The organism is Microbacterium profundi (genome assembly GCF_000763375.1).
Taxonomy (GTDB): Bacteria; Actinomycetota; Actinomycetes; order Actinomycetales; family Microbacteriaceae; genus Microbacterium; species Microbacterium profundi.
The window spans coordinates 191,216-216,057 of the sequence record NZ_JPSY01000003.1 but is presented as its reverse complement, the minus strand read 5'-3'; the positions used below and the strand labels follow the sequence as shown (position 1 = coordinate 216,057).

The following is a 24,842-nucleotide window of genomic DNA, read 5'->3' as shown; positions in this document are numbered from 1 at the left end:
TGCTCAGGCGCCGAGGTTCGCTGCGAAGTGCGCGCCCTCGAGGCGGGTCTTGATCGCTCCGAGGAAGCGAGCAGCATCCGCTCCGTCGATGATGCGGTGATCGTACGACAGTGCGAGATAGACGTACGAACGGACGGCGATCGCGTCGATGCCGTCGACCTTGACCAGCCCTGGGCGCTTGACGACCGTTCCGGTGCCGAGGATGGCGGACTGCGGCAGGAACACGACAGGCGTGTCGAACAGCGCTCCACGAGAACCGGTGTTGGTCAGCGTGAAGGTGCCGCCGGCGAGCTCGTCGGGCTTCAGCTTGTTGTCGCGAGAACGTGCAGCCAGATCAGCGATCTCGTGCGCGATCTGCGCGAGGTTCTTCGTCGCGGCGTCGCGCAGCACGGGGGTGAGCAGTCCACGCTCCGTGTCGACGGCGATCGAGACGTTCTCGGTGTCGGGGTAGACGATGCTCTCACCGTCCACCGTCGCGTTGATGATCGGGAACGCCTGCAGCGCTTCGGCTGCGGCCAACGCGAAGAACGGCAGGAAGGAGAGCTTGTCGCCCGTCTTCTGGTTGAACTCCGCCTTGACACTGTCGCGGTAGTTCGCGACGTTCGTCACATCGACCTCGACGACCGTGGTGAGCTGAGCCGTCTGCTGCATCGACTCGACCGCACGCTTGGCGACGACCTTGCGCAGGCGCGACATCGGCTGCGTGGTGCCGCGCAGGGGCGACACTTCGAGCGGTGCGGCTGCGGGCGCTGCAGCGGCGGCAGCCGCGGGGGCGGCCGGCTTGGATTCTGCGGCCTTGAGGACATCCTCCTTGCGGATTCGTCCTCCCACGCCGGAGCCCTTGACGCTCGAAAGGTCCACACCCTGCTGTGACGCGAGACGGCGCACGAGCGGGGTGACGTAGACGTTGTCACCGTCGGTCGAGGCTGGCGCCGACTCGGCGGATGCCGGGGCCTGAGCCGGTGGGGCAGACGGAGCCGATGCGGCGGCGGGTGCTGCCTCAGGGGCAGGTGCGGGCGCAGCTTCTGCCGGTGCCGGAGCGGCGGGAGCCTCGGCAGCCGGTGCGGCCTGCGGTGCAGGAGCGGCCGGAGCCTCAGCAGCGGGCGCTGCCGAAGGCGCGCCGGAACCGACGCGTGCGAGCACGCTGCCTACGGCGATGGTCTCGTCTTCGGCCGCGAGGATCTCCTGCAGCACGCCGGCGACCGGGGAGGGGATCTCGGTGTCGACCTTGTCGGTCGAGATCTCCAGCAGAGCCTCGTCGACGGCGATCTCGTCGCCGACCTGCTTCAGCCAGCGGGTGACGGTGCCTTCGGTGACGCTCTCGCCGAGCTCAGGGAGCACGATGTCCGTGGCGTCGGAGGAAGCGGCAGGTGCTGCCTCGGCTGCAGGCGCTGCTTCTGCGGCGGGCGCTGCTTCCGCGGCAGGCGCTGCTTCTGCGGCGGGCGCGGCCTCTGCCGCAGGTGCGGCCTCTGCGGGAGAGGCTTCTGCCTCCTCAGGTGCGGCGGCCTCGGGGGCATCCGCAGCCGGTGCCGAAGCGCTGCCGTCGCCGATCCTGGCGAGCAGAGCGCCGACCTCGACGGTCTCGTCCTCGGCGACCAGGATCTCCTCGATCACGCCTGCGACGGGCGAAGGGATCTCGGTGTCGACCTTGTCGGTCGAGATCTCGAGCAGGCCTTCGTCCGCCTGTACGGTGTCTCCCACCTGCTTCAGCCAGCGGGTGACCGTACCCTCTGTGACGCTCTCACCGAGAGCGGGGAGGACCACGGATGTGCTCATGACGGAGTCTCCTTCAAGAATGTTTGTGACATGTTCAGCTTAGTGACCCTGACACCGGTTGGTGTTCAGAGGGCGTGCAGTGGTTTTCCGGCGAGGGCGAGGAATGCCTCGCCCAGGGCCTCGCTCTGCGTCGGATGCGCATGGATGAGCGGGGCGATGTCTTCGGGGTGGGCCTCCCAGGCGACGGCGAGCTGACCCTCTGTGATGAGCTCGCCGACTCGATCGCCGAGCAGATGCACACCGATCACCGGTCCGTCCTTCAGCCGCACGACCTTCACGAGCCCGGCGGTGCCGATGATCTCGCTCTTGCCGTTGCCCGCCAGGTTGTACTCGTACGAGACGACGGCATCCGCACCGTGCGCGGTGATCGCGGCCTGCTCGGTCACGCCGACGGACGCGACCTCCGGGTTGCAGTACGTGATCTTGGGAATCTGGGATTCGGGGATCGAAGCGGGCGAGAGGCCGGCGATCCGCTCCGCGACGTCGATGCCCTGCATGAAGCCGCGGTGCGCGAGTTGCAGGCCGGGGACGATGTCGCCCACCGCCCAGAGACCGGCGACGCCCGTGCGCAGTTCCTCGTCGACCGTCACGAAGCCGCGATCGAGTGTGACACCGGCTTCCTCGAAGCCGAGATCGGCCGTGAGGGGACCGCGTCCGACGGCGACCAGCAGATAGTCGCCGGTGAACGTCTTGCCGTCCTCCAGTGTGACGGTGACGCCCTGGTCATCCTGCGTCGCCGTCTGGAATCGGGTGCCGAGCGAATACGCGATACCGCGGCGTCGGAACGCGCGCTCGAGACCCTTGCTCATGGCGATGTCCTCGTTGGGCACCAGGTGCTCCAACGCCTCGATGATCGTCACCTCGGCACCGAACGAGCGCCATACGCTCGCGAACTCGACGCCGATGACTCCGCCGCCGAGCACGAGAACGCGCTCAGGGATGACGTCGAGCGCAAGCGCCTGCTCACTGGTGATGACGCGGCCGCCGATGTCGAGCCCCGGTAGCGAGCGGCTGTACGACCCTGTGGCGAGCACCACGTCCGCACCGACGTAGACGTCATCGCCGACGCTCACACTGCGGTCGGCGTTCAGCCGTCCGAAGCCCGCGACCGTGGTGATGCCCCTGGCCTTGATGAGGCCCTCGAGCCCCTTGAACTTCTTGGCGACGATGTTCTCGCGGTAGGTGCGCACCCCGGCCGCATCGACACCTTCGAACGTCGCGGAGACTCCGACGGATGCCGCATCGCGCACATGCTCTGCGACCTCGGCGGCGTGCAGCAGCGCCTTGGTCGGGATGCATCCGCGATGCAGGCAGGTCCCGCCGACCTTGTCCTTCTCGATCAGCGCGACGGTCTTGCCCAGTTCAGCAGCGCGCAGCGCCGCGGCATAGCCGCCGCTGCCGCCACCGAGTACGACGATGTCGAACGTGTGCGTGGTCATCATGCCTCCTGTGCGCGTGCCTCGGCGAACGCGACGAGCGAACGCACCGTCGCACCCGTCGGGCCCTTGTCTGTGAATCCGTACGGTGAGCTGGCGTGCTCGGCGGAGCCGGCGACGTCCAGATGCACCCAGGGGATGCGCGGCGCATCGTCCTCGTCGCTGGTGCGGCCGATGAACCGCTGCAGGAAGAGTCCTGCGAACATGGTGCCACCGGCGCGGTCGCTCATATTGGCGTTGATCATGTCGGCGATGGGGGAGTCGAGCGAGTCCTGCATGTACTCGGGCAGCGGCAGCGGCCAGGCGAGCTCGCCCGCCTGCTCCGACACCGTCAGGTACTCGGCCACCGCCTCGTCATCGCCCATGACACCGGTGTGCCGGTGGCCGAGCGCCACGAGCACGGCGCCGGTGAGCGTCGCGACGTCGAAGATCACATCAGGATGCTCGCGGCTCGCGGCGACGAGGCCGTCGGCCAGCACGAGGCGCCCCTCGGCATCCGTGTTCAGTACCTCGACGGTCGTGCCGTCCAGCATCCTGAGCACGTCTCCAGGGCGCGTCGCCTTTCCGGAGGGCATGTTGTCGGTGATGCACATCCATGCGGTGACGCGCATGGGCAGCTTCAGCGTCGCGATCGCGCGCAGTGCGGCGAGCACGGTGGCCGACCCCGCCATGTCGAACTTCATGCCGACCATGGATGCCGCGGGCTTCAGCGAGAGCCCGCCGGTGTCGAACGTGATCCCCTTCCCGACGAGGGCGATGTGACCTGTGGCGTCGGCTGGTGCATAGTCGAGGCGGACGACACGTGGCGGCCGATCAGAGCCCTGAGCGACGCCGAGCACTCCACCGAAGCCCTGCTCGGCGAGAGCCTTCTCGTCGAGCACGTCGACCGTGACATCGAGATCTGCGACGGCGTCGACCGCGCTCTGCGCGAGCTCTGCAGGGCTCTGCCACTCGGCGGGCACCGAGACGAGGTCCTTCACGAGCGCGAGCGCGTCCCCGAGGATCCGGGCTCGGGAGACGTCCTCATCCGAGAGCGACGCACTGTGCACAATGACTTCGCCCGCACGCGACTTGCCGGGCTTGGCGCGATACCCCTCGAAGCGGTAGCCGCCGAAGACGGCGCCCTCGGCCGCTTCGGCGGAGAACTGATCGAGATCGCCCGCGAGGCCGAGGGCGACGTGATCGAATCCGGTCAGCGTGCGAAGCGCAGCCCCGGCGGCATCGCGCACCGCAGCCCCGTCAGGGGTGCTTCCGGCGCCGACGACGGCCAACGGAAGCGACGTCAGCGCAGGAAGATGAATGCGGGCGAACGCCGCAGCCGATCCGGTGAAGCCGATCGCGGCGAGCACCTCAGCCAGGCCCGGATAGTCCTCCAGCGCTTCCGGGAACGCCGCGGTGTCCGGAACGACGAGCACTGCAGCGTCGGCAGCGCTCCCGGGGAATCGGTCAACGGTGTGCGAGAGCGCAGGAAGCGTCATGGTCCCATCCTAGGCTCGACGCGACAGCCGCTCCTCGATTCTGTTCGCTGTGAGCATGACTCCGCCGCCCCTGGGACCATCCGCTCCTCGTAGCATGGAAGCATGCCCGTCTCCGGAGAGCTGTACGAACGCGTCGCCAACGCACCTGCCGTCCCTCAGGGGCTGCCCCTCGTGATCCTGCTCACCGGATTCACGGATGCCGGTAACGCCGTTTCCGGGCTCATCGATCATCTGCGGGACGTGTCCGATCCGCAGCCAGTGATCGTCTTCGACAACGATCTGCTGCTCGATTACCGGGCGCGTCGTCCGATCGTCGTGTTCGAGCAGGACCACCTCACGGAGTTCCGTCCGTCGAGGCTCGAGCTGTCGCTCGCGCACGACACCCTCGGACAGCAGTTCCTCCTCCTTGCCGGGTACGAGCCCGACTTCGCGTGGAACGCGTTCAGCGACAGGGTTCTCGGCCTGGCCGAGGAGTTCGGCGTCTCGGGCGTCAGCTGGGTGCACTCGATCGCGATGCCGGTGCCGCACACCAGGCCGATCAGCACGACGGTCAGCGGGAATCGCAAGGAGCTCACCGCGAGCCTCTCGGTCTGGCGCCCTCGCACCCAGGTGCCCGCGACAGCCGGCCATCTGCTGGAGTACCGCTTCGCCGAGCGCGGCGACCGCATCGTCGGCTTCGTGCTGCTCGTGCCCCATTACCTCGCTGAGACGGAGTATCCGGATGCCGTGATCGCTGCGGCTGACCGCGTGATGGGCTCGACCGGAATCGTGCTGGCGCTCGATGATCTGAGAGAGAGCCGCAAGGAGTACCTCACCAAGGTCAACGAGCAGGTCGCAGGAAACGACGAGCTGCGACAGATGGTGCACACGCTTGAGAATCGCTACGACGCATACATGGCCGGCCGTGATCCCGAGGACATGGATCGCTACGACGAGGGCGGTTTCGACGAACGCGATCTGCCCAGCGCGGACGAGCTCGCCGCAGAACTCGAACGCTATCTGGCGACTCGTCGTCCGGGTGACGAGGACAAGCGTCCTCGAACCTGAGCGGCGTGATCACCGGCAGGGCAGAGCGAGGGGCGCGAGTTGCATCCGCACCCCCATTGGTGTGCGATACTGGTAATCCGACCCGTTGTCAATCATTCGCCGCAAGGCTGATGACTTGACAAGGGTCTTACTAGTGTCCGAAATGTCCCGGGGCGGGCGCGCTGCCCCGTGAAAGGCGAAACGTGACTCCTGCCGCGACCAAGAACTCCCGGACGACGAAGACGAAGACCGCAGCCGAGACTGCTTCGACCGACGCCGTCGAGCCGGAGACCACTCCTGCCGCAAAGAAGCCGGCAGCCAAGAAGGCTCCCGCAGCACAGAAGGCTCCCGCAGCACAGAAGGCTCCCGCAGCCAAGAAGGCCCCTGCTGCCAAGAAGGCGCCGGTACGGCGCAAGAAGGCCGACGACGTCGTAGAAGAAGACACTCCCGACGGACTCGTCGCCGACGATGCGGACGACGACGACAAGAAGCCGGCATTCACCGAGCCGCTCCCGACGGGTGCCATCGTCCTGACGTCCAAGGACGAAGACGATGTACCGGTCTACTCGACGCAGATCACCGGCGCCACCGCCGACCCGGTCAAGGACTACCTGAAGCAGATCGGCAAGGTCGCACTCCTGAACGCGGCCGAAGAGGTCGAGCTCGCGATGCGCATCGAGGCTGGCCTGTTCGCCGAGGAGAAGCTGTCGAACATGACGGCTGCCGAGAAGACCGGCCAGCTCGGTCTCGACCTGCAGTGGGTCGCCCGTGACGGACACCGCGCGAAGAGCCACCTGCTCGGCGCCAACCTCCGCCTCGTCGTCTCGCTCGCCAAGCGCTACACCGGCCGCGGTATGCAGTTCCTGGATCTCATCCAGGAGGGAAACCTGGGTCTGATCCGTGCGGTCGAGAAGTTCGACTACACCAAGGGCTTCAAGTTCTCGACCTACGCCACCTGGTGGATCCGTCAGGCGATCACTCGCGCTATGGCCGATCAGGCCCGCACGATCCGCATCCCGGTGCACATGGTCGAGGTCATCAACAAGCTCGCCCGCGTGCAGCGGCAGATGCTGCAGGATCTCGGTCGCGAGCCCACGCCGGAAGAGCTCAGCCGCGAACTCGACATGACGCCTGAGAAGGTCGTCGAGGTGCAGAAGTACGGTCGCGAGCCGATCTCGCTGCACACACCCCTCGGCGAGGACGGCGACAGCGAGTTCGGTGACCTCATCGAGGATACCGAGGCTGTCGTCCCGGCCGACGCCGTGGGCTTCACGATGCTGCAGCGTCAGCTCGAGCAGCTGCTCGACTCGCTCTCCGAGCGCGAGGCAGGCGTGATCCGCATGCGCTTCGGTCTCGGCGACGGTCAGCCCAAGACACTCGACCAGATCGGTGACACGTTCGGCGTCACGCGCGAGCGCATCCGCCAGATCGAGTCGAAGACGATGGCCAAGCTGCGTCACCCGAGCCGCTCGCAGTCGCTGCGGGACTACCTCGAATGACCCAGGAGAACGCGGGCACGGAGAACGACGGTAGGGCGAACGACGGCAAGACTCTCGAGACGAGCGTCGACGGCAAGAAGTACGCCCGCATCCCGCTGCGCACGCGCGTGGTCATGCCCGAGGACGACATCGATCAGATCGTCACCGAGTACGCGACGGATGCCGTGCAGCCAGGCGACCTGCTTTTCGTCACAGAGAAGATCGTCGCGATCACGCAGGGACGCTCCTACCGTCTCGACGAGATCCAGCCGCGCAAGCTCGCGCTGTTCCTGTCGAAGTACGTCACCCGCACGCCGTACGGCATCGGTCTCGGCATGCCCGAGACGATGGAGATGGCGCTGCGGGAGTGCGGCACCCCGCGCATCCTGCTCGCGGCCGCCGTCGCAGCGGTGACGAAGGCGTTCGGGCGCAAGGGCGACTTCTACCGCATCGCCGGTGACAAGGCTCGAGCGATCGACGGACCGACTTCGCACACGATTCCGCCGTACAACGAGGCCGTCGTGCTGGGCCCGAAGAACCCGCGCCAGGTGGCGTCGCATCTCAAGGCACTCATCGGAGGCAAGGCCGATGTCGCGGTCGTGGACATCAACGACCTGGGTGGGAACATCCTGGGATCCACGCTCGACAAGGCCGGCGAAATGCGTCTCGTGCGTATCCTGAAGGACAACCCGCTCGGACAGGGACGCGAGTCCACCCCGATGGGCATCATCCGCACCGTCTGAGATCGCACCGTCTGACGTCGGATCACCGACGACGGTCGCGGAGGGGAATCACCACACGCATGGGACTCGGTCGCGCCAGCGCCATGATCGCGGCGGGTACGCTCACGTCGCGCATCACCGGGCTGCTGCGCACAGTCGTGCTCGTTGCAGCGGTCGGTTCTCTCGGTCGGGTCGGCGATGCTTTCGCGACGGCGAACGCGCTGCCCAACGGCATCTACCAGGTGATCTCGGCAGGAGTCCTCACCGGCGTCATCGTGCCTCAGGTGGTGCGGGCCACTGCGCAGAAGGACAGCGGGCACGCGTTCCTGGCGAAGCTGCTCACCCTCGGGTTCGTGCTCGTCGCGGGCGTCACGGTTGTCGCGTTCTTCTGTGCTCCGCTGCTCGTGAGGCTGTTCGCATCGGCCGGGTTCACGCCGGAACAGCTTGATCTCGCGACACAATTTGCGTATTGGTGCATCCCGCAACTGTTCTTCTACGGAATGTTCGCGCTGCTCGGCGAGATCCTCAATGCCCGCAAGATGTTCGCCCCGTACGCCTGGGCGCCGATCATGAACAACGTCGTCTCGATCGCCGGATTCCTGGTCTTCATGACGCTGTTCGGATCTGACCTCAATGAGATCTCGGCATGGAATTCGACGATGGTGATGGTCCTCGCAGGCACCGCCACCCTCGGCATCGTCGCGCAGACCGTGGTGCTGATCTTCTTCTGGCGCAAGGCCGGCATCCCGCTGCGACTCGATTTCCGCTGGCGGGGCATGGGTCTCGGACACATGCGCACGCTGGCGACGTGGACCTTGCTGACCACCCTCATCGGTCAGCTCGTCGGCATCGTGCAGACGCAGACGCTCTCAAAGGCTTCCGGAGATCACGCATCCGTGTTCGCCTCGCAGAACGCCTGGCTGGTATACATGGTGCCCTACTCGATGATCATCCTCGCGATCGGTACGCCCTATTTCACGCGCATCAGCGAGCACGCCGCTGCCAAGCGCGACGTGGAACTGCGCGGTGACATCGCGCAGTCGATCCGCATCCTCGGGCTGTTCATTCTCGTCGCGACTGCGGCGGTCGCGGCGGCGGCAGCGCCTGCGTCTCGGGTGTTCAGCAACAGTGCGGACGCGGCACTGGCCGTTGCTCCCGTGCTGCTGGCCTTCCTGGTGAGCCTGTTGCCGATGGCAGTGCTGTTCATCGTGCAGCGAACGTTCTACGCCTACGGCGATGCGCGTACGCCGTTCATCTTCACGGTTGTGCAGGCCTCTTTGGTACTCATCTTCACGATCGTGGTCGCGTTCACGGTCCCAGTTGAATGGCGGGCCGCGGCAGTTGCGCTGGTTCAAGCGTGTTCTGGGATCGTGCAGACAGTGCTTGCGACGATCCTGCTTCGTCGTAAGATCGGTCCGCTCGGACTCGGCAGTACGTGGAGGGCGCTTGTCCGCTTCGCTCTTATGGCGATTCCCGCGGGTGCCGCCGGCTACGGGGCGTACCTGCTGAGTGGGGGAGCGGACGGCTGGATGCTCCAGGACAAGCTCTGGGGAGCGCTCGGCGCTGTCGTGATCGCTGCCGTAGCTGGCGCGGTGTACCTGCTGCTGTTGTTCCTGTTCCGCGTTCCGGAGCTGAGGGTTGCGATCGACACGGTGCGGAACCGTCGCAGCTGATCCGAGTCGGGGTACGTGGCGACTCGCCTGCGGCTCGCTCAACGCGTTTCGTCACCTCGACTCGCTTCGCTCGCTCAGTACACCGCTCGCTCAGCGACCCGTGGGGATGCGATCGCTCAGCGCTTGTTGTCGACCACGTCCGCGCCGATCGCGTCGCGGTAGCGGTACAGCAGGCCGGTGCGGATGCCAGAGGCCGAAGGCTTCATCTGGAAGACGCTCGAGTTGTGGTTCGCCTCGATGAGCGCGGGCCCGTCGGGCGTGATCGCGATGTCCCAGCCGACGTACGGCACCGTCGGCAGCCGCTTCGCGGCCTCGGCGATCATCGCCACGACCTCTGGGTAGAACGGCACCTGCAGACCCGTGATGGTCGTTCCGGTGGCCGGATGCCGCTGGTAGATGTTCGACTGCTTGTCGACGCCAGGATAGAGGGCGACGCCGTCGTCGTCGAGCATGGTGAACATGCCGCCGGAGGCGAAGTTGTCGATCACGGCGCCATTGCCGATGCGCAGCACGGATGCGATCACGTGCAGCTCGCCCGCCGGGTCGCGGTAGGTGATCATCCGCACGGTGTTCACGCTGTCGGGGTAGAGGGCATTCAGATCGTCGTGCTGGGTCAGCACCTCTTCGAGCAGGGTCTGGTCGCGCTCGACCAGCAGCGCCCGCCACGCTGCGACGTCTGACACCTCCGCGGTCTCGTAGATGCCGATGCCCGCGCCGCCCTCACCAGCGGCCGGCTTGGCGATCACACGAGGGTGCCGGTCGATGAAGGCACGCAGTTCGTCGTCGCCGGCCGCAGCCGCATCGATCCACTCGCGGCCGGTGAGATCGGCGAAGTCGGTGAGGAAGCGCATCTTGTCGCCGAGGATGATCTTGGAATCCGGCCCGTTGAGGGTGCGATTGAGGCGGAACGCCTTGGGGTGCGTCATCCACGTCGCCCGCTCGCGTGCGTTGAGGATGCGGATGTCCCACACGACGTAGTCGCGGAAGCCCATCTCGTAGCGCACGGAGCACCACAGCATGTCGCCGACGATGACGGGGAGAGGTGCCTTCGACACCTTCTTCACCTGGTGCGCCAATTCGAACAGCTGGGTCGGATTGAGCCGCCGAGCCCGGTCGAAAAGGTACCGGATGCGCAACCGCTTCTGATCCACCGACCCAGGCTAACACGCAGATCTCAGCGGATCCGGGCAGGCGGAGCGAGTAGCATGAGACGTTCTGACATGCCCCCGCCGAAAGGTCTTTGCCCTTGTCTCGAGACGTCGCACCCGCTGCGCGCCTGAAGTACCTTCTGAGGCGCCTCACCTCGTTCGATCCGCGTCGGGTGTGGGGGTTCGCGTCCCAGATCGCCAAGGAGCAGGGCAAGTGGGCGCCGAAGGTGTTCGTCGACATGCTCGTCTGGGCGGCATTGCACGACACGGCATACATCGACTACTACGAGGCCGACTTCGCGCTGCTGACCAAGAGCGAGCGCAAGACCTTCATGACCTCGTTGATCCAGCATCATCTGGCCCAGGCGGTCAACGACCGCACCGACGTGCTGCAGTTCGAGAACAAGATCACCTTCAACCGCCGCTTCGCCGAGTACCTCGGCCGCGACTGGCTCGACCTCGATGAGGTGGATGCTGAGGGTCTGCGCGCGTTCGCTGAGAAGAACCCGATCTTCATCGCCAAGACGCCTGTAGGCCGCGAGGGCAAGGGCGTCTTCCGGTACGACGCAGCGGAGATCACTGACTGGAACGCGTTCCGCGACGAGCTGCGTGACAAGGGTCAGCGGCTCATCGAGCAGCGCATCGAGCAGCATCCGTATCTCAATGAGTACTGCGAAGGAACCGTCAACACCACCCGCGTGGCGACGTTCTTCGACGGCTCGAAGGTGCACGTGCTGATGGCAGCGCAGAAATTCGGCCGAGGCGCAGTGAGCGATCAGTTCACCTGGGGCGGCTTCTTCACGATGATCGACGAGAACGGCAAGTCCTTCGGACCGGGCCACACCGGCAAGCACAAGTCACGGTACGAGACGCACCCGGATTCGGGCAAGTCGATCGTCGACTTCGAGGTGCCGATGTGGGATCGCGTCGTCGCCCTCGTCACACGCGCCGCGCAGGAGGTGCCCACCGTGCCGTACATCGGGTGGGACGTCGCTGTCGGACCTGACGGTCCGATGCTGATCGAGGGAAACTGGACGCCGGGACTCTACGAGACCCGCGTGAGCGCCACCGGCATCCGCACCGGCAGCCGAGCGAGGCATCTTCCGGTGATCGAGGCCAGCAGGCGGTGACCCAGACCGGGAGCCTGCCGCGCGCACTCGTCTCGGCGGGAGCGTTGCGTGAGGGCGCCCGCGAGGCCGTCGCGCTCGGCGGCGAGCTGGCCGACCTTCGAGGCGACGCGCTCGGACACGGCGTGCTCGAAGTCGCCGCGGTGGTTCGCGACGCCGGAGTGCAAGCGGTCCTGGTCGACGATGCGCACGTCGCCGACCTCGTGCACGCACTGGGCGTGCGCGCTGTGACGACCGGAGAGGCGAACATCGACAGCGGCCTCCTCTACGGCCTTCCCGGCGCCCGGACCGTACCGGCGATGCGGCTCGTGGGCCGGATCGTCTCGACCAAGCCGCTGCGGGCCGGTGAAGCGGTCTCGTACGGCTACCGCCATCGCGCCGCTGTCGATACGACCGTGGCACTGGTGACCGGCGGGTACGCGCAGGGAATCGTCCGCGCGCTCGGCAGCTCGGCTCACGTCGAAGTCGACGGCGTACTGCGACCGATCGTCGGACGAGTGGCGATGGACGTATGCGTCGTCGACCTCGAGGACGCGGCGGCAGGCGACGTCGTGGGTGCGGACGTCGTCTACTTCGGTGGCACGGGTGTCGTCCGCGATGCCCTGACGGAATGGGCGGACATCACGGGGCTCGGCATCACCGAGCTCATCACCGTCGCAGGCTCCAAGGCGGTGCGCGAATGGACGCCTTGATGACGCCCTCGCTCGAGATCTCACGCACGCGCTTCCAGCAGAACCTCGCCGCGGTGCAGGAGCGGATCGGCCCCGCACAGCTCATGCTGGCGATGAAGGACGACGCATATGGTCACGGCGTGGAGTGGGCCGCCTCCGCTGCGACAGATGCGACGCGACCCGTCGAATTGTTCGGCGGCTACGACGTGCACACTTCTTTGCGCATCCGCGCGCAGGCAGAGCACGCCACGGTGTTCGCCTGGGCCGATTCGAGCGACGACGAGATCGAACGTGCATTGCGAGCCCGGATCCAGGTGGGCGTCGGAGCCGCCGAATATCTGAGACGGGTGACCGACGTCGCCGGCCGCGTCGGGCTCACCGCGCGGGTGCATCTGAAGATCGACACCGGGCTGCACCGCAACGGCATCCGGCCGGAGGACTGGCCCCGGGTTATCGCGGATGCGATGGCCGCGCAGCGGGCGGGCCTGATCGAAGTGGTCGGCGTGTGGAGTCATCTCGCCGAAGCGAGTGACGCGGAAGACGACGAGTCCGCCCGCGCGTTCCGTGACGCCGTCGAGGTGGTGCGAGCCATGGGCGCCGCGCCGCAGTCGTTGCACCTGACCGCCTCGGCGGCATCCTGGTGGCGCCCGGAGCTGCGCGGCACGGTGTGCCGGATCGGTGCGTTCTGCTACGGCATCCGCTCGGCGGACGGACCTGAGATCCCCGGTGTCACGCCGATCGCAGCGCTGCGCGCTCGGGTCATCGAGGAGCGCGCGAGTGAAGTCGTCATCGGGCTCGGCGCGTTCCACGGACTTCCCTCGAACCTCGTGGGCGCGAGCGTCGGAACCCCGGGAGGCCTGCGAGAGATCGTGCGGATCGACGCGACGAGCACGCTGGTCCGAAACTGGAGCGGCGCCCGCGTCGGTGACACGGTGACCGTGTTCGGACCGGGAGAACAGGGCGAATCGGATGCGACGACACTGGCCGAGCGCATCGACACCGTGGGCGAAGAGATCATCACCCGCCTCACCTCAGCGGTGCGGCGGGTGATCGTGGACTGACGAATCAGTCAGGCGACGGACTGTGTCACACAGCGTCGACGAGACGAGCGGTCTCATCGTGCCATGACGTCGCGACGTCGCGGAGCTTCTCTTCGTACTTGCGGCCGTGGTGGGCGCAGAAGAGCAGTTCGGAGCCGTTGACCTCGGCTGCGATGTAGGCCTGCGCGCCACATGAGTCGCAGCGGTCCATCGCGGTCAGACGGTACTCGACGGTGGAGGTCTCACGTTCGGTTGTAGCGTTCATCTCGGTGCCTCCTCGGGTATCGGCATCTCCAGTGGGAATGTCCTCAATACAACCACGGCTGGCTGATAGTCATGCCCGATGGACGGCGTGTTTCGCTCAGCGCGTACGCCGGAGTCGCGAGGGTGCGTCGCCAGGGGAGTGTCTGCAGAGCATCGAACGTGGTCGCGAATAGAATCGAGGATTGTGACCGCTGAGTATTCCGCCCATCATCTTCAGGTTCTCGAAGGCCTTGAGGCGGTTCGCAAGCGCCCCGGCATGTACATCGGATCGAACGGGTCTCCAGGGCTCATGCACTGCCTGTGGGAGATCATCGACAACTCTGTCGATGAGGCCGTCGGCGGCAATGGCACACGCATCGACGTGATCCTGCATGCGGACGGCAGTGTCGAGGTGCACGACCGCGGCCGCGGCATCCCCGTCGACATCGAACCGCGCACGGGTCTGACCGGGGTCGAGGTCGTCTACACCAAGCTCCACGCCGGCGGAAAGTTCGGCGGCGGCTCGTACGCGGCATCCGGTGGTCTGCACGGAGTGGGCGCGTCCGTCGTGAACGCGCTCTCCGAACGGCTCGACGTCGAAGTCGACCGCGGGGGCAAGACCTATGCGATGTCGTTCCACCGCGGGGAGCCGGGCAACTTCAAGGATTCGGGCGAGAAGCGACCGGATGCACCGTTCTCCCCGTTCGAGAAGAGCAGCGAGCTCAGAGTCGCAGGCAAGGCCCCGCGGGGTGTCACCGGAACGCGTGTGCGGTACTGGGCCGATCGTCAGATATTCACGAAGGATGCTGCGTTCCAGCTCGCGGAGCTCGAGAACCGCGCACGTCAGACAGCGTTCCTCGTGCCGGGGCTCGAGATCGTCGTCCGCGACGATCGTGCTTCGACAGGCTCAGCAACCGAGTCGCCGACCTCGGCGACGGAATCGGTGGAGGTCTCGTACCGCTACGACGGCGGCATCGCGGAGTTCGTCGACTACCTCGCCGTGGATGCACCGATCACCGACACCTGGCGCATTCAGGGCACCGGAACGTTCAAGGAGACGGTTCCCGTTCTGCAGGCGAACGGCCACATGACCTCGCAGGAGGTCGAACGCGAGTGCCGTGTCGATCTCGCCATGCGGTGGGGCACCGGCTACGAGACGGTGACACGCTCGTTCGTGAACATCATCGCGACGCCCAAGGGCGGCACGCATCAGCAGGGATTCGAGCAGGAACTGCTGAAGGTGCTGCGCGCCCAGGTCGAGCAGAACGCGCGCAGGCTCAAGGTCGGAAACGACAAGGTCGAGAAGGACGATGTGCTCGCCGGTCTCACGGCCGTGCTCACCGTCGAGGTGCCGGAACCGCAGTTCGAGGGCCAGACGAAGGAGGTGCTCGGCACACCCGCCGTACGCCAGGTCGTGGCGCAGGTGCTTCGCAAAGAGCTCGGCGCCCGGTTCACCTCGACGAAACGCGATGACAAGAACCAGGCCAGCCAGCTGCTGGACAAGGTCGTCTCCGAGATGAAGGCGCGTATCTCGGCACGTGCGCACAAGGAGACCCAGCGACGCAAGAACGCCCTCGAGTCGTCTTCGCTCCCTATCAAGCTCGTGGATTGCCGATCCAGCGACGTCTCGCGCAGCGAGCTGTTCATCGTCGAGGGCGACTCCGCGCTGGGGACGGCTCGTCGTGCCAGGGACAGTGAGATCCAGGCACTGCTGCCCATCCGTGGCAAGATCCTCAACGTCCAGCGCGCATCCATCGGCGACATGCTCTCCAATGCCGAATGCGCCGCGATCATCCAGACCATCGGCGCAGGCTCCGGACGCACATTCGACATCTCCGCTGCACGCTACGGCAAGATCATCCTGATGAGCGACGCCGACGTCGACGGCGCGCACATCCGCACGCTGCTGCTCACGCTGTTCTTCCGCTATATGCGTCCACTGATCGAGGAGGGACGAGTTTTCGCCGCGGTTCCTCCGCTGCACCGGGTCATCGTGATGAACCCCGGGTCCAAGCCGAACGAGACCATCTACACCTACACCGAGCAGGAGCTGCACGCCCTGCTCGCGAAGCTCCGCAAGGCGAACAAGCGCTGGCATGAGCCGATCCAGCGGTACAAGGGACTCGGCGAGATGGATGCCGATCAACTGGCCAACACGACGATGGACCGAGGCGGGCGACTGCTGCGGCGCGTGCGTATGGAGGATGCCGAGGCCGCAGGCCGGGTGTTCGAACTGCTGATGGGCAACGAGGTCGCGCCCCGTCGCGAGTTCATCATCGACTCGTCCGACCAGCTCTCCCGGGAGTCGATCGACGCGTGACGTCGAACTACCGCACGGGACACGACGGCACGGGGGAGGGCGACCCTGTGATCGCCCTGATCTCCGCGCCGTCGAATCTCGGGCTGAGGCCCCCGCAACCGGGTTCGGTGCCGGGGACATCGAAGGCGCCGGAGGCCCTGCGGGAGACCGGCCTGCATGAGGTGCTGATCGGCAGGGGAGCAGTCGACTGGGGCGCTGTGCTGCCCGGTCGCTATGTCGACGACGAGGGCCGTCGCGCCGTCGGCACCATGCGCAATCAAGGAGCGATCATCTATCACGCGCGGCTCCTCGCGCGTCGCATCGTCGAGGCTCGCGCTGCCGGGCTGGCGCCACTTGTTCTCGGTGGTGACTGCAGCCTGCTCATGGCCGCAGGCATGGCAAGCAAGGTGTCGGGCGGTGGGGGACTCGTGCACGTGGACGGCCACACCGATTTCCGTCATCCGGGGAACAGCGACGCCTACGGGAGCCTCGCCGGCGAAGACCTCGCAGCCGCGATCGGGCACCATGTTCCGGAGATCGCCGACATCGACGGTCTCGGCCCCTACTTCGACGCCGACACGACCGTGCATGTCGGCTGCCGACGCGAGGACGAGCACGTCTCTGAACTGTCGCCGCTGATCGCGCTGACCATCCCCGCCGATCGCGTCATCCTGCACGGCGGTGCGCGCGCAGCGGCGCAGATCATCGCCACACCCGGGCTGGAGCGCGGATACTGGCTCCAGGTCGACGTCGACGTGCTCGACCCCGAGCACATGCCCGCCGTCGACAGCCCGGACCCGGGCGGATTGGCGCCGGATGAGCTCATCGCGCTGCTCCGATGGATCGCCCCTCGCGCCTGGGGCGCATCTGTCACGGTGTTCGATCCGGACCTGGATCCCGACGGCGCGTATGCGGAGACCGTCGCACGGGTCATCGAGCAGGGGCTCGGCGATCTCGGCACCGATGCCGTCGAACGCGATTGAACGCGGCCGTCCGACGGCGCCGCCGTGCGGGTCAGATGACCGGGCGGCCGATCGAGCCGATCACGCCGTCGATCAGCTGACCCGAGGCGTCGCGCTTGGCCGGGGTCTCCGGAAGCGTGCGCACGGCACCGTCCGTGCCGACCGCGTACGCGGGAGCCGCGCCAGCCCACGCCACGGTGAGCCGATCCTCGCCGCGCAGGAATGAATGCGCGCGCACGCCGCCGGTGCCACGGCCCTTGGCGGGGAACTCCGCGAAGGCGGAGACCTTGGCGCGTCCGGCATCCGTTCCGGGGATCACGCCCTCAGCACCGGAGACGGTCGCCACGGTCGCATCGTCGCTCGAATCCACGACGCCGAAGAACAGCACGGCCGCGCTCGAGCCGAGCTTGACGCCGGCCATTCCGCCGGCCGCCGCACCCTGGGTGCGCACTGCGGATGCGGGGAAGTGGAGCAGCTGAGCATCGGTGGTGACGAACACGACCTCGGAGTCGTCTGACGCCGATGCCGCACCGACCACTGCATCTTGCGGCTTGAGGGAGATGACCTCGATCTCGGGGCGCACAGGAAGGCCGGAGGGCACGATGCGCTTGATCGTCCCCTGCGCAGTCCCCATCGCCACCGGGACATCCGATGACAGATCCACCAGCGCGAGCACCTTCTCCGAGCGCGACGTGATGCCGAGGTAGTCGCGCAGCGGCGTGCCGGCGGCCAGCTGCACCGACGTGCCGGGGACGGAAGGCAGATCGACGGGGGAGAAGCGCAGCAGGCGTCCGGTCGTGGTGATGGCACCGGCCTCGCCGCGCACGGTCGTCGTCGTCGTCGAGATGATCGCATCGTGCTTGCTGCGGCGTGCAGGACGGCTGAGGTCCTGGCCCTCTGCGAGGTCGACACGCACCGCGCGACCCGTCGTCGACAGCGCGATGACGGTCGGCACGTCGGCGATCTGCAGATCCGGCTCGCCGGCCTTCGCACGGCGTGGCGGGGCGGGCTTGCCGTTCGTCAGCAGCGTGCGCCGTGGGGTGCCGTATGCCTCGGCCGCGGCATCCAGCTCCTTGGCGACCTGCGCACGCAGCAGCACCTCGCTTCCGAGCAGCTCGCGAAGTTGAGCGATCTCCGCCTGCAGCGCATCGCGTTCGGTCTCGAGTTCGACGCGGGAGAACTTCGTCAGGCGGCGCAGCCGGAGTTCGAGGATGTACTCGGCCTGCGCCTCGGAGAGGTCGAACACGGTCCGTAGACGTGTGCGGGCCTGCTCTGAGTCGTCGGAGGAGCGGATGACCTGGATGACCTCGTCGATGTCGAGGATCGCGACGAGAAGCCCTTCAACCAGGTGCAGGCGCTCTTCCCGCCGTGCGAGACGGTACCGACTGCGCCTGGTGATGACCTCGAGCCGGTGGCCCACGTACACGCTGAGCATCTCTTTCAGGCCCAGCGTGCGCGGCTGCCCTTCGACGAGCGCGACATTGTTGATGTTGAACGAGTCTTCCAAGGGCGTCAGCCGATAAAGCTGCTCGAGCACGGCGTTCGGGTCGAAGCCGGTCTTGATGCCGATCGCGACACGCAGGCCGTGCTGACGGTCTGTGAGGTCGTTGACATCGCTGATGCCCTGCAGCTTCTTCGCCTGCACGGCATCGCGGATCTTCTCGATCAGTCGTTCAGGGCCGACCATGTAGGGCAGTTCGGTGACGATGATGCCGGTGCGCCGGGGGCCGATGGATTCGACCGAGACCTTGCCGCGCACCTTGAAGGCGCCGCGGCCGTTCGAGTAGGCGTCTTTGATGCCGTCCAGCCCCATGATGATGCCGCCCGAGGGGAAATCGGGTCCTGGGACGAACTCCATCAGCTCGTCGAGGGTGGCATCCGGATTCTCGAGCAGATGGATGGCTGCGGCGACGACCTCGATGAGGTTGTGCGGCGCCATGTTCGTCGCCATGCCCACGGCGATGCCGCTGGCACCGTTGACGAGGAGGTTGGGGAACGCTGCCGGCAGCACGGCCGGCTGCTGGAACTGGCCGTCGTAGTTCGGCACGAAGTCGACGACGTCTTCGTCGAGGTTCTCGGTGAGCGCGAGCGAGGCCGGTGCGAGGCGGGCCTCGGTGTAGCGGGATGCGGCGGGGCCGTCGTCGAGGGAGCCGAAGTTTCCATGCCCGTCGACGAGCGGCACCCGGAGTGCGAAGTCCTGCGACAGGCGTACGAGTGCGTCATAGATGGCGGAGTCGCCGTGGGGGTGCAGCTTTCCCATCACCTCGCCGACGACTCGGGCGCTCTTGACATGGCCGCGGTCTGGGCGCAGTCCCATCTCCGCCATCTGATACAGGATGCGGCGCTGCACGGGCTTGAGTCCGTCGCGGGCATCCGGGAGCGCGCGGGAATAGATCACCGAGTAGGCGTACTCGAGGAATGATCCCTGCATCTCGGAGGACAGATCGATGTCCTGGATGCGCTCCTCGACGGGCTCGGTGGATTCGGTGCGGGGCATGGACTTCCTGGGGACGATGCTGGGCCTGTGAAAGACTGGCTCGGATGTCTCTGATTCTACCGTCCGCGCCGACGCCCGCCCGGAGCCTGACCGGGGTGGCGGGCGACTTGCTGGTGGCGCTCGAGGGTGCCGACGGGGCGCTGAGACCTGCCCGATCGGTCGTCCTCGTCATCGTCGATGGACTCGGTGCGATCCAGCTGCGCGGCCACGCCGGCCATGCCCGTCGCATGACGGCCGGCCTGGGCAAGAAGGATGTCGCCTACTCGGTGTTCCCCACGACCACGGCGGCAGCGCTCACGAGCACTCTGACCGGCCTGGAGCCGGGCGAGCACGGATTGGTGGGCTACCGCGTGCTCGATCGGGAGCACGACAGGCTGGTGAACCAGCTCTCCGGATGGGAGAGCGACGGCATAGATCCGCTCGTCTGGCAACCGGCGCCCCCGGTGTTCGAGCGAGCGATCGCGGCGGGGCACGGCGCCTTCGCGGTCGGTATTGCCGCTTACGCGCACAGCGGCTTCACGAGGGCGACCATGCGAGGTGCCGCGTTCGTCGCGGCGAAGACACCGGCCGAGCGCGTGGCCGTCGCCTACCAGCTCGCCGCTGACAACCCCGGCTCGCTCGTGTACTGCTACCTCCCTGAAGTCGACAAGGCGGGGCACAAGCACGGTGTCGAGTCTGCGGAATGGATCGCGGCGCTGGAAGAGATCGACGGAGCGCTCTCGGCGGTCCCTCCGCGCCAGGTCGGAGTGCTCGTCACGGCGGATCACGGCATGATCGACGTTCCTGCGCATCGGCATGTCGTCCTCGACGAAGGCGACGCCCGCCTGGACGGGGTGCGTCACATCGGGGGAGAGCCCCGCATGCTGCACGTGTACCTGGAACCGGATGCCGATGCCGAGGCGGCCCTTCAACGATGGCGTATCGCGAGCGAGGGCGACGCCGAAGTGCTCAGCGGCACCGAGGCGATCGCGACCGGCCTGTTCGGTGCGCGCGTGACGCCGGCTGCGGCCTCCCGCATCGGCGATCTGCTGGTGATCGCACGCGGCAACAGGGCGTTCTACGACGGCACCGCCGAAGACCAGCGCGCGCGCGGAATGGTCGGCCAGCACGGTGCACTGACACCCGAGGAACGACAGGTTCCGTACATCCTGCGTGGGGCGTTCGCGGTCTGATCGAGCGTGGAACTGCGTCGGCTCAGCAGCCGATGCGTGCGCGTCAGTCGTCGGTGCGTGCGCCGAAGACGATCTCGTCCCACGACGGCATCGCATTGCGGCGGCGACGTCGTCCGGAGGCGTCGCTCGAAGAGTCCTGAGGCGCGGCATCCGGTGTGCGCTTCGGTTTCTGCTCCACGTACTCCGGCTCGAGAGACTCGAACAGCGCGATCGGTCCCGAGTCTTCCGTGCGGTCATGCTGTTCAGAGGATTCCTCATCCAGCAGAGGCGCACTCTCACGCTGTCCACGGCGTCGGCGAAGGGCCTCGAGCAGATCGGCCGTCTCAGCACTCGTCACCGACTCGTCGGGCGCGCGCTTGATCGCAGCTGCCTGCGCTGCGGCGTTGGAGCGCTCCGGCGGCAGGGGCTCTTCGACGTCCGCCTCCGGGGCGGGCAGCAGCCGTGGGCCGAACGCACCGGAGTCGAAGCGGCTGTCGTCCTTGTACGGGGACTCGGCACGGTCGCTGTCGACGGCGCGCAGGCGAGGAATGAGGCCCTCGGGCAGCGAGCCCTGCCGTGAGAGTTGCGTGGCATCCGCGTTCAGGGGCGAGAGCGCGCTGCGGCGCGGGTCGAAGCTCCAGCGGGCATCGTGCGACACCTCGTTGGCGTCGAACTCGAGTTTGACGATCCAGCCGGAATCGTCCTTCCAGCTGGCCCAGCGTTCTGCCGATGCCTGAAGATCGGCGATCTTCGCGTGGATCGCGACGCCGAACGTCGGCTGAGCGTCTGGTTCGACCTCGCTGCCGATGAGCACAGGCACGGCGAGTGCCTGTCCGATGATGTGCTCGCGCTCGGCCAGCACAGGTCCTTCGAAGCGGGCGACATCGTCGACGCCGATCCCGAGAAGCTCGGCGACCTCGACTGCCGAGAGCCCGGAGCGGATGTGCGCCTGGATCTCGCGAGGGCTGGCGATGACGCGCGGGGCGTCGTCCGAGTCCCGGCGACGTGCGCGACGGATCTCGCGCTGCAGCACATCGTCGATGGCCAGCGCGAATCGCTCGCCGGAACCGGTGGCGAGGATCAGCAGGTCGTCTTCGGTGCCGACGATAGTGACGTTTTCCATGCGAATGCCCCTCTGATGGGTGTTCGATCATGGTGTCACGCACAGTCGCTCCGAGCCGGGAATACGCTGGGCGTGCCGTGAGTTTGATCTGCTGCGCGTGGCGGCATTTGCTAAATGTCTCTGCGTCGTGCAAACTATGCCCGCCGCGTACCCGACGGCGCACCGCCCACTAGCACCATGAAAGTGGAGATCTACCGCATGGCAACCGACTACGACGCCCCCCGAAAGAGCGAAGACGACTCCGAGTCGATCGAAGCACTCAAGGAGCGTGTGCCGGACAAACTGTCTGGCACGACCGGCGACGAGGACTCCGACAACCCGTCGAGTTTCGACCTCCCGGGTGCCGACCTCTCCGACCTCGAACTCGATGTCGTCGTGCTGCCAGCGCAGCAGGACGAGTTCACCTGCATGAGCTGCTTCCTCGTGAAGCACCGCTCGCAGCTCGATCACGAAGGCGCAGAAGGTCCGATCTGCAAGGAGTGCGCTGCCTGACGGCAGACGCACCGCGTTCACGCGCCCCGGCCGTATGGCTTGGGGCGCGTTGTCGTGCCAGGACGGATTGCGTCGTCGTGCCAGGACGGATTGCCGCTCAGGCGTGAGCGGATGCGGCCGCCTGGGCATCCTGGATCGCCGCGAGCAGCCGGTCAGGGGTGCGCGTGGAGATGGTCCAACTGGTCACTGGGTCGTCCGGGTCGGTGTTCTGGATGACCACGATGCCGTCGATGCCGCCGCGGATGAGGTGCCAGCCGCGCGCTGGCAGCGCGGTACCACGCGCCTCACGTGCTTCGTCACCGACCAGCGCGACGCCGGAGCCGAGCCACCGCGCGTCGATATGCGCTCTGCCGGTGCGCAGCACGGTGCCCGTCACACTGACGGCGGGTGATGCGGCGATGAGACCCACGATCAGCAGCACCGCCGCCGCCGCGCCGATCAGCAGAGCCAGCAGCGAACCCAGCGGTGTGAAGGTCAGCGCCACCATCGGCCCGATCACGGCTGCTGTCACGAGCAGCCAGAGGCTCGGGGAAAGACGTTCGCGATAGCGAACGAGCGTGTCAGGGGTGTGGTTCTGCATTAGCCTCGTGTGGTGAGCGATTCCGTTGATCTACCCATTATCGCGTCTCTTGCGCCGCATTACGCGCATCCGGGTGATGCCGGCGCCGATCTGGTCGCGGCCGAGGCCGTGCGACTCGAGCCGGGCGAACGTGCCCTCGTGCCCACGGGCGTAAGGATCGCGCTGCCCGACGGCTACGCCGCGTTCGTCGTGCCGCGCAGCGGTCTCGCAGCAAAGCACGGGATCACGATCGTCAACGCGCCGGGCACGGTGGATGCCGGATACCGCGGTGAGATCAAGGTGAGTCTGCTCAACACGGACAGATCGAACGCGTACGATGTGGCCGTCGGAGACCGGATCGCGCAGTTGATCCTGATGCCGGTGACGCGTGCGAACTTCATCCCGGTCGACGAGTTACCGGAGAGCGCCCGTGGTGCGGACGGATTCGGATCCACCGGATATCAGGCACCCTCGCAGAGCGCCGAACAGGCAGGAAACAGCAGATGACTGAAGAGATCACACAGCCGCCGTCGAAGTCGGCACCGGCGAACCGCTCGACAGACGGACCGTTCGATGAGTCCGAGGCGAACCCGATCCGCCCGTACATCGACCTCGGGGGCATCAAGATCCTCCCGCGCGAAGGACTGAATCTGCGTCTCGAGGTCGAGGAGCAGACCAAGCGCATCGTCGCCGTCGGACTCGACTACGCCGACTCGTCGCTTCAGGTGCAGCCGTTCGCCGCGCCGCGCACGCTCGGTCTCTGGCACGAGACGCGTGCGCAGCTGGTCGACCAGGTCCGCCAGCAGGGCGGGCGTGTCGAAGAGCGCGAGGGTCCGCTGGGCAAGGAACTCCTCGCCGAGGTGCCCAGCCCCGCATCCGAGGGTTCGGAGTTGCGGCTCGCGCGATTCGTCGGCGTCGACGGACCGCGCTGGTTCCTGCGAGGAGTGATCGGCGGATCTGCGGCTTCTGACCCCGATGCCGCCGCGAAGATCGAGGACCTGTTCCGCTCGATCGTCGTGGTTCGCGGAGGCGCACCGATGCCGCCGCGCGATCTGATCCCGCTCAAGATGCCGGCCACGCCCGGATCCGCGTGAGCGGCGACAACCACGAAAGCGACGAGGCGCGCGAGCAGAGCACCTCAGAGCTCCTCGGCGCCGCACTCGGCGGCGCCGCACGCAGGGCCGGCCTGGATCCTGCCGAGGACGCCAGCACGCACAAGGTCGTCTGGTCGGCGATCGGCGGATGGCGTGGCGTGCTCGAATCTGTGCTGCCGAGCCTCGCGTTCGTCGTCCTGTTCACACTCCGGCCCGAACCGCTCATCCTCGCGCTCGGCGTCTCCGTCGGGCTCGCCGCCGTGTTCACCATCGTGCGTCTGGTGCAGAAGTCACCGCCCTCGGCGGCACTGGGCGGTTTGATCGCCGCAGGCGCAGCCGCCGCCCTCGCGCTGTGGACCGGTCGCGGCGCCGACAACTTCGTGCCTGGCCTCATCACGAACGCCGTGTACGGCACGGTCCTGCTCGTCTCGGCCCTCATCGGCTGGTCGCTGATCGGCATCGCCGCCGGCTTCCTCATGGGTGAGGCGACGGCGTGGCGGGCGGACAAGCGCAAGCGCCGCGCGTTCCGCTGGCTCGGCATCGCATGGGCCGCACTGTTCTTCGCGCGTCTGGCGGTACAGCTGCCGTTGTACCTGACCGATCAGGTGACGGCGCTGGGCACACTGAAGCTCATCATGGGGCTGCCGCTGTTCGCGCCGTTGATCGCGGTCACCTGGCTTGTGGTGCGAGCGCTCTATCCTCGCGAGTCGCCGCAGTCCACAGCATCCCGTTCGTGATAGATTTATCTTGACATCAAGATAAATTGTGACCTTTCGCTGATGGGCTTTCACGGCGCACACTGTTAGGTGTGCCTTGCTAGCCGACAGCGTCGCACGCGAGCAAGATG

The 24,842-nt window shown here is 66.9% G+C and carries 22 protein-coding genes; 14 read left to right on the top strand and 8 right to left on the bottom strand.

The genetic code is table 11. From position 1 onward, the window contains the following. Positions 1-3: 3 nt before the first annotated feature. The 3 genes from sucB to JF52_RS0113710 all read right to left on the bottom strand — a co-directional run bounded on the left by sucB (position 4) and on the right by JF52_RS0113710 (position 4,690). Positions 4-1,776: a 2-oxoglutarate dehydrogenase, E2 component, dihydrolipoamide succinyltransferase gene (gene sucB / locus JF52_RS0113720; protein ID WP_033107149.1), complete on the bottom strand. Its 1,773-nt coding sequence runs from the start codon at positions 1,774-1,776 to the stop codon at positions 4-6. Between the two features lie 65 nt (positions 1,777-1,841). Then, entirely contained in the window at positions 1,842-3,215 is a 1,374-nt protein-coding gene (gene lpdA, locus JF52_RS0113715; protein ID WP_033107148.1) for a dihydrolipoyl dehydrogenase, read from the bottom strand. Beyond that, positions 3,215-4,690: a leucyl aminopeptidase gene (locus tag JF52_RS0113710; protein ID WP_033107147.1), complete on the bottom strand. Its 1,476-nt coding sequence runs from the start codon at positions 4,688-4,690 to the stop codon at positions 3,215-3,217. Before JF52_RS0113710 ends, lpdA begins: the two co-directional genes overlap by 1 nt. A 102-nt stretch (positions 4,691-4,792) precedes the next feature. Between JF52_RS0113710 and JF52_RS0113705 the strand changes: the two genes are divergently transcribed. The 4 genes from JF52_RS0113705 to murJ all read left to right on the top strand — a co-directional run bounded on the left by JF52_RS0113705 (position 4,793) and on the right by murJ (position 9,589). Next, the gene (locus JF52_RS0113705) at positions 4,793-5,737 is read left to right on the top strand and encodes a proteasome assembly chaperone family protein (RefSeq protein WP_033107146.1); all 945 of its coding nucleotides are present in this window, start codon (positions 4,793-4,795) and stop codon (positions 5,735-5,737) included. A 182-nt stretch (positions 5,738-5,919) separates the two neighbouring features. Continuing rightward, positions 5,920-7,215, top strand: coding sequence for an RNA polymerase sigma factor (locus JF52_RS0113700; protein ID WP_033107145.1), 1,296 nt, complete (start codon positions 5,920-5,922; stop codon positions 7,213-7,215). Continuing rightward, on the top strand, positions 7,212-7,937 hold the full coding sequence (locus tag JF52_RS0113695) for a coenzyme F420-0:L-glutamate ligase (protein ID WP_033107144.1): 726 nt from the start codon (positions 7,212-7,214) through the stop codon (positions 7,935-7,937). Before JF52_RS0113700 ends, JF52_RS0113695 begins: the two co-directional genes overlap by 4 nt. Positions 7,938-7,996: 59 nt before the next feature. After that, on the top strand, positions 7,997-9,589 hold the full coding sequence (gene murJ / locus JF52_RS0113690) for a murein biosynthesis integral membrane protein MurJ (protein ID WP_033107143.1): 1,593 nt from the start codon (positions 7,997-7,999) through the stop codon (positions 9,587-9,589). Between the two features lie 116 nt (positions 9,590-9,705). On the opposite strand, the gene JF52_RS0113685 is transcribed toward murJ, so the two are convergent. After that, positions 9,706-10,740: a sugar-transfer associated ATP-grasp domain-containing protein gene (locus JF52_RS0113685; RefSeq protein ID WP_033107142.1), complete on the bottom strand. Its 1,035-nt coding sequence runs from the start codon at positions 10,738-10,740 to the stop codon at positions 9,706-9,708. A 95-nt stretch (positions 10,741-10,835) separates the two neighbouring features. Between JF52_RS0113685 and JF52_RS0113680 the strand changes: the two genes are divergently transcribed. Genes JF52_RS0113680 through JF52_RS0113670 form a run of 3 tightly spaced genes read left to right on the top strand, consistent with a single transcriptional unit; the run spans position 10,836 to position 13,596 of the window. Further along, a complete protein-coding gene (locus JF52_RS0113680; RefSeq protein WP_033107141.1) occupies positions 10,836-11,867 on the top strand; it encodes a sugar-transfer associated ATP-grasp domain-containing protein in 1,032 nt (343 codons plus the stop codon). Further along, the gene (locus JF52_RS0113675; RefSeq protein WP_234000267.1) at positions 11,864-12,556 is read left to right on the top strand and encodes an alanine racemase C-terminal domain-containing protein; all 693 of its coding nucleotides are present in this window, start codon (positions 11,864-11,866) and stop codon (positions 12,554-12,556) included. Before JF52_RS0113680 ends, JF52_RS0113675 begins: the two co-directional genes overlap by 4 nt. Further along, positions 12,556-13,596: an alanine racemase gene (locus JF52_RS0113670; protein ID WP_033107140.1), complete on the top strand. Its 1,041-nt coding sequence runs from the start codon at positions 12,556-12,558 to the stop codon at positions 13,594-13,596. Before JF52_RS0113675 ends, JF52_RS0113670 begins: the two co-directional genes overlap by 1 nt. A gap of 25 nt (positions 13,597-13,621) precedes the next feature. Here the strand turns inward: JF52_RS0113670 and JF52_RS0113665 are convergent, their stop codons facing one another. Continuing rightward, a complete protein-coding gene (locus JF52_RS0113665; protein ID WP_033107139.1) occupies positions 13,622-13,840 on the bottom strand; it encodes a DUF7455 domain-containing protein in 219 nt (72 codons plus the stop codon). Positions 13,841-14,023: 183 nt separating this feature from the next. Between JF52_RS0113665 and JF52_RS0113660 the strand changes: the two genes are divergently transcribed. Together JF52_RS0113660 and JF52_RS0113655 are read left to right on the top strand one after the other, a co-directional pair. After that, positions 14,024-16,138: a DNA gyrase/topoisomerase IV subunit B gene (locus JF52_RS0113660; RefSeq protein ID WP_235272446.1), complete on the top strand. Its 2,115-nt coding sequence runs from the start codon at positions 14,024-14,026 to the stop codon at positions 16,136-16,138. Then, on the top strand, positions 16,135-17,100 hold the full coding sequence (locus JF52_RS0113655; RefSeq protein ID WP_235272445.1) for an arginase family protein: 966 nt from the start codon (positions 16,135-16,137) through the stop codon (positions 17,098-17,100). Before JF52_RS0113660 ends, JF52_RS0113655 begins: the two co-directional genes overlap by 4 nt. Positions 17,101-17,131: 31 nt before the next feature. On the opposite strand, the gene JF52_RS0113650 is transcribed toward JF52_RS0113655, so the two are convergent. Continuing rightward, the gene (locus tag JF52_RS0113650) at positions 17,132-19,576 is read right to left on the bottom strand and encodes a DNA gyrase/topoisomerase IV subunit A (protein WP_033107138.1); all 2,445 of its coding nucleotides are present in this window, start codon (positions 19,574-19,576) and stop codon (positions 17,132-17,134) included. A 44-nt stretch (positions 19,577-19,620) separates the two neighbouring features. Here JF52_RS0113650 and JF52_RS0113645 point away from each other — a divergent pair, with 44 nt between their 5' ends. Further along, positions 19,621-20,748 carry an alkaline phosphatase family protein gene (locus JF52_RS0113645; protein ID WP_033107137.1) on the top strand — a complete coding sequence of 376 codons (1,128 nt, stop codon included), beginning with the start codon at positions 19,621-19,623 and terminating at the stop codon, positions 20,746-20,748. Between the two features lie 43 nt (positions 20,749-20,791). Here JF52_RS0113645 and sepH read toward each other — a convergent pair whose 3' ends face one another. Then, the gene (sepH, locus tag JF52_RS0113640; protein WP_033107136.1) at positions 20,792-21,850 is read right to left on the bottom strand and encodes a septation protein SepH; all 1,059 of its coding nucleotides are present in this window, start codon (positions 21,848-21,850) and stop codon (positions 20,792-20,794) included. Positions 21,851-22,048: 198 nt separating this feature from the next. On the opposite strand from sepH, the gene JF52_RS0113635 reads away from it, so the two are divergent. After that, a complete protein-coding gene (locus JF52_RS0113635) occupies positions 22,049-22,342 on the top strand; it encodes a DUF4193 domain-containing protein (RefSeq protein ID WP_033107339.1) in 294 nt (97 codons plus the stop codon). Between the two features lie 97 nt (positions 22,343-22,439). Here the strand turns inward: JF52_RS0113635 and JF52_RS0113630 are convergent, their stop codons facing one another. Next, positions 22,440-22,922 (bottom strand): DUF3093 family protein, encoded by a 483-nt coding sequence (locus JF52_RS0113630; RefSeq protein ID WP_033107135.1) that lies wholly within the window; start codon positions 22,920-22,922, stop codon positions 22,440-22,442. A 12-nt stretch (positions 22,923-22,934) separates the two neighbouring features. Between JF52_RS0113630 and dut the strand changes: the two genes are divergently transcribed. The 3 genes from dut to JF52_RS0113615 are packed head-to-tail and all read left to right on the top strand — an operon-like array spanning position 22,935 to position 24,732. Beyond that, positions 22,935-23,408 carry a dUTP diphosphatase gene (gene dut, locus JF52_RS0113625; protein ID WP_033107338.1) on the top strand — a complete coding sequence of 158 codons (474 nt, stop codon included), beginning with the start codon at positions 22,935-22,937 and terminating at the stop codon, positions 23,406-23,408. After that, on the top strand, positions 23,405-23,995 hold the full coding sequence (locus JF52_RS0113620) for a DUF3710 domain-containing protein (protein WP_033107134.1): 591 nt from the start codon (positions 23,405-23,407) through the stop codon (positions 23,993-23,995). Before dut ends, JF52_RS0113620 begins: the two co-directional genes overlap by 4 nt. Then, entirely contained in the window at positions 23,992-24,732 is a 741-nt protein-coding gene (locus JF52_RS0113615) for a DUF3159 domain-containing protein (RefSeq protein WP_033107133.1), read from the top strand. Before JF52_RS0113620 ends, JF52_RS0113615 begins: the two co-directional genes overlap by 4 nt. The last annotated feature ends 110 nt before the right edge of the window (positions 24,733-24,842 follow it).